Source organism: Butyrivibrio hungatei NK4A153 (assembly GCF_000424465.1).
GTDB lineage: Bacteria > Bacillota > Clostridia > Lachnospirales > Lachnospiraceae > Butyrivibrio > Butyrivibrio hungatei_A.
Map to the genome: position 1 here is coordinate 1 of NZ_KE384197.1, position 4,751 is coordinate 4,751.

The window sequence follows — 4,751 nt, forward strand, 5'->3', positions numbered from 1 at the left end:
TCGGGCTTTTTATCTCCAGTCTGACTATACTAAATATCTGTACAATATAATTTTGAATAATATCAGAGCATCCATTAACTCCAAATAATGCTCGTCCAAAGTCAACAACTAAACTTCCGTTATTGGAAAATATTTATTTAACGCTATACAAATTTTTTGCATCGTCAACAGAAACTGTTTCTACAACACGTTTAAGTTCGTCATACTTATAGCTTGTCTTTACCCCGTCAGGATCTGTTACTGTAGCAACGTTTCCTCTGTCATCATAAGTAAAGATTGGCCCTATTCCTCTATCGTCATAGACTGCTTTTATGTTTCCGTCACTGTATGCAAAAATGCCGGCATTCCCTCCGGGAGCAGCAATCTCTTTTATCGTGCCGTTTTTGTTATAAAAATATTTGTATGTATCGTCTCTTGGTCCTTTTACGGTATGAAGCTTTCCATCTACCCTATAGGTAATGCTGGTCTTATTTCCAAGCGCATCAATAATCTGCATATTTTACTTATTCAAGCTATACAACCACATACTTTGAATGCGACAAATAAGTAATACGCTACATACCTCAAAGTTCCAATTTCTGTTCAAGCAAATCAATTGCTATCACCTATAGTTTGGCTACTCTCTTTTAGCTTTTTAATTCTGATTATTACAAGAATAGCCTCAAAAGTAACAAAAACACAAAACAAAGCTCCTATCAAAATCTCTCCAAAATATAGAAACATTACTCCTATGAATAATGAAATTATTGCTTCTACCATCATACAAATAATTAGTTTTTTTACTTTTGACTCCAATATTTTTTACTCCTTTATTATATCCTTAAATCCTTTTACTCCGTTCTCCTGATATGGTAATAGTTTAGTCATTCTTACTTCCTCATCACCATTTGTTACTATAAATTCATCCCCATTCTCTATGATGTCTATTTTTTTCCCATTATATGTAAATATTTTTATCTGTCTAATTATATTGTTATATTCAAAGAACTGCCCCTCCTTTTCATATCCCACTCTAAACGCATCAAGCACAACAATAGATACCATCAATATATAATTTGATAATAATAACCATCGCCAACAATCATAATCAATGTCTGTGTTCGCATTACTCACCCAAAGAAAAACAATCACCAATATACTGTCTATTATATGCATAGCAATTGCTAACCATCTAACAATCCTGTATCTGTAAAAAGCTTTCATGTTTCTCTTATTTACGATTATGTAATAAAAACAAAGCCACATTACTATAAATGCTAATGCTACTATCCCAAACGCATCTCTCATACTTGCATCATTTGAAATATCTAATATTTGCCGCCACGTTCCAATATACATATCGGGATCCCAAAAGAAAATACCATATAGCATAAGTACTCCTAGCACTTTTGCTAATATATTTGCTTCTTTTTTATCTTTTACAGAACTCGCCTTAGTTGCACAATTCTGTAAAAAAATAGTAAGTATAATGCACGGTGCAACTATTATAATACCTATATTTACTACAAGAGTCCAAAATACAGTCATTTCTCAACCTCACAATCAACCTTCACAGTTATTCTTGTCATCTATTATATTATCAATAATCCACCCAGCTGCTTCCGACAAAATCCCAATATTTTTAGTATCATGAATCGCATACCATAAGAGTTGCTCACTTGCGCTAGGATTAGCACTATTAAAAACATCTGATATCCAATCTCCTGGACCTGATATTAAAGCTTGAGCTATACCTGATAAAGTCGCCTTACCTAGTACTTTTTTAACAGAGATGCTCTCGCCATTCTCTATACTTGTTATTGCATCAGCAACAGTACTACCAGTCGCACCTCCCAAAAAGTTACCCTTAGCACCACCAATTTTACTTGTAACTTTACAGTTAATATATGTTGAAAAGAATCCAGAGCTAAATGAATTACCTTTAACTGCACTTATCGTTCCTCCAACCGTTGCAGTTAAAATATCTTTATGTTCCATTATAGCAGTGCTTACAGTTCCTAACGTTGTTACTCCACCAGAAACAACCGCCCCTACTCCTGAAGCGACTGCTCCACCTATCATCGCTCCAGCAAGAGTATTACCTGCAGCTTTTATTAGATTTGCATGTTCTCCCTTCTTCCAATCAGAAATAATAGATGCATCACACGCTATTCCTGCCCCAACCGCAGCACCACAACAAGCTAATACCGGAAGCGAAATTGGTGCAGTAGCTGTCAAAGCTATTCCTACGCCTATAGCCCCTACAGTAGCTGCTACTGCACCTACAGTTACAGCTGCCACTCCTAATCCATCATTTATATCAAAATCTTTTAATTTAAGCCATTTTCCGTTATTATCAACAAAATCTATGGGACTATTTTCACAATATAGAAATTTGTTCAATGTGCTGGCAGAAGTTAGCAATCCTGGAAATTGATCTTCACCAACAAATCTACCATTATCAGTGCTGTAGAATCTTGCCTGTGCAAACTTAAGCCCCGATACTTCATCTTCCTGATAGCCTGTAAAAGCAAATGGCTGAATTATATTGCCCTGTTTAGTGTATGCATGCTTCGAGTTATTGTTTCTTATATTGCCTGTAAACGGATCTATATTTCTTCCAAAGTCATCGAATGCATATGATGATACAACTGCTCCGTCAGTACCTGTCATGTACATAGGTGATCCAAGTTCATCCTGGATATAATAGAAGTTATTTCCTGACTTTGACATAGAAATTACATTGTTATCATAAACAAAGCTCTCTGTCTCACCATTTACCGTTCTCTCAAGAAGGTTATAGTAATCCTTCGAAAGATTTCAAAAAACTCTATTCTTTCTTCCGGTCTTACAAATGCTAATAGCGGAATCCCCCGATAACTTCGTTATATGCCGTAAGTTATCAGGGGATTTTTATCTTATCTGATCATCCTTCTATCACAATACCATTTCTCTTTAGTTCATCATACAAAGCACTCATATCCTCAAATATAGCAATTTGTATAGGAACTTCTCTGTCTCTGGTCATAAAAACAAATTTACCATCCATAAAGAAGCACTGATTAATGTCGCTATACTTAATTGTCTTGAAATATAATCCGGCATGTATCACAAACCTGTCCTCTTTAACCACTATCGAGCTCTTAATAATCAAGTTAAGAAAAAGCCCCATAGCTGCTACTACTAAAAGAAACGTAACGACATTTATTATAGCTTCAAAAACGTTTTTTCCTGCAAGCGCTCTGAATAATCTTGGTGAGCATGCCGCTGCGGAAGCAAACGTTGCAGCCATTATTATTAAGATTGCCACTTTTGCGGCCTTTAATTTTTATTTTTCCATTATGTCGCTTTTATATAAAGTCATACATACTTATTTCACATTACTTTAAACTGATCTAGCATCAACATAGCCGCAAAAAGCATCGAAACTAGCGTTGCAATCACCAAGACAATCAGTATTATCCCATAACCAAACTTAGCAGCTTTGTTGTCCGTTTGCCCTATGTGGCGCATAAAACTTATAGCTTCAACAATACACAATAAAGCAAATGTTACAAGCAACCATATATTATGATTGAATTTTTCAATTTCTCCAGTCAAATATAAGACCAACAACACCATGACACTAATATGAGCATATAATTCAATTATCACTGCAGATAAATCAAATTCCTCATTTTCTTTAAAGGGATTAAGTAGGAGCTTCAGTTTAGGTGATACAACAACTTTATAAAATGAAACATTATTAATTTTTTTATTATTCATAACCCAGCACATATAATAAAGCCAGATAATTACCGCAAATACTATCTTCATGGTTATTCTCCACAACTGTTAAAATTTTGAATTATTCGCCTTGGTATATCATATAATTTTTCGTCCGTTAATAAATCAGATGCTGTATATCTTGCACCTTCAAACCCTACTGCTCGTGCAAAGCCTTTACCAACCTCATCACCTATCCATCTAACGCATTCTTTTGCCCATGCGCCTTTAGCACCAACACCAATCTTATTCCATCCCCATTGATTTCCAGCAAATTTCATTGCTTCATTACTTGATCCAGCTCTAGTTCCTACTATTCCACCAATAATACCATTAATCAGCACCCCTGATGCACTTATTTCTTCACCATTAACTGCCTGTGTAACAGCATATGAAGTACTATTAATTATTGCATTTCCAGCAAAAAGCATTCCCGGATTAGCTGTTACACAACTTAATGCTCCTGATAAGGCACCACTTGCCCCTGCAATAAGTGTTTGATTCAAATTAAAATCAGAGAAACCTTTATGTTCAATAACTTGAGCAACAACATCTACTCCCATGGATATAGTTCCAGATGCAAGCGCAGTTGCACACACAAATCCAACTGCTCCAGGTGCAAGAACAGTTCCCGCCACCAATCCAGTAACAACTGCAGTTGTAACAGCAACTTTTGCAACAGTTCCCTTATTTTCATCCCACCATTTTTCAGTAGTATGTGCAACACTTTTAGCAGTAGAACTAATTTTTTCTACTCCATTTTCAATATTGCTTGCAGCATCAGTTATCCACTTAGGCAAATTTCCATCATTATCAACAAGATTAATCGGATTCCCCCAACAATAGCCATAGTGATTCAGCGTAAACGGACTAATAATAAATCCTTTTACATTATCCTCAGACTGGAATCTGCCTGTTTCTGCCTTGTAGTATCTAGCCTGTGCAAACTTAAGCCCCGATACTTCATCTTCCTGATAGCCTGTAAAAGCAAATGGCTGAATTATATT

The 4,751-nt window shown here is 35.7% G+C and carries 7 protein-coding genes; all 7 read right to left on the reverse strand.

Annotated features, from left to right (window positions below):
- Window positions 1-133 precede the first annotated feature (133 nt).
- Complete coding sequence (locus G628_RS0114000) at window positions 134-496, reverse strand: RHS repeat domain-containing protein (RefSeq protein WP_027209392.1); 363 nt, start codon at window positions 494-496, stop codon at window positions 134-136.
- A gap of 95 nt (window positions 497-591) precedes the next feature.
- A complete protein-coding gene (locus tag G628_RS0114005; RefSeq protein WP_155841143.1) occupies window positions 592-762 on the reverse strand; it encodes a hypothetical protein in 171 nt (56 codons plus the stop codon).
- 39 nt (window positions 763-801) lie between these two features.
- Window positions 802-1,527 (reverse strand): hypothetical protein, encoded by a 726-nt coding sequence (locus G628_RS0114010; protein WP_026656138.1) that lies wholly within the window; start codon window positions 1,525-1,527, stop codon window positions 802-804.
- 15 nt (window positions 1,528-1,542) lie between these two features.
- A complete protein-coding gene (locus G628_RS0114015; protein WP_026667853.1) occupies window positions 1,543-2,712 on the reverse strand; it encodes an RHS repeat domain-containing protein in 1,170 nt (389 codons plus the stop codon).
- A gap of 193 nt (window positions 2,713-2,905) precedes the next feature.
- Window positions 2,906-3,271 (reverse strand): hypothetical protein, encoded by a 366-nt coding sequence (locus G628_RS0114020; protein WP_027209394.1) that lies wholly within the window; start codon window positions 3,269-3,271, stop codon window positions 2,906-2,908.
- Window positions 3,272-3,354: 83 nt separating this feature from the next.
- Complete coding sequence (locus G628_RS0114025; protein WP_026667852.1) at window positions 3,355-3,795, reverse strand: hypothetical protein; 441 nt, start codon at window positions 3,793-3,795, stop codon at window positions 3,355-3,357.
- A 2-nt stretch (window positions 3,796-3,797) separates the two neighbouring features.
- Window positions 3,798-4,751, reverse strand: a 954-nt coding sequence (locus G628_RS17575) for an RHS repeat-associated core domain-containing protein (protein ID WP_034501013.1), incomplete at its 5' end; no start/stop codon positions are given.

Bases quoted from the DNA above. Each gene is read 5' to 3' on its own strand.
- G628_RS0114020 (WP_027209394.1), bottom strand. From the start codon at position 3,271: ATGGCTGCAACGTTTGCTTCCGCAGCGGCATGCTCACCAAGATTATTC.
- G628_RS0114000 (WP_027209392.1), bottom strand. From the start codon at position 496: ATGCAGATTATTGATGCGCTTGGAAATAAGACCAGCATTACCTATAGG.
- G628_RS0114005 (WP_155841143.1), bottom strand. From the start codon at position 762: ATGATGGTAGAAGCAATAATTTCATTATTCATAGGAGTAATGTTTCTA.
- G628_RS0114010 (WP_026656138.1), bottom strand. From the start codon at position 1,527: ATGACTGTATTTTGGACTCTTGTAGTAAATATAGGTATTATAATAGTT.
- G628_RS0114015 (WP_026667853.1), bottom strand. From the start codon at position 2,712: ATGTCAAAGTCAGGAAATAACTTCTATTATATCCAGGATGAACTTGGA.
- G628_RS0114025 (WP_026667852.1), bottom strand. From the start codon at position 3,795: ATGAAGATAGTATTTGCGGTAATTATCTGGCTTTATTATATGTGCTGG.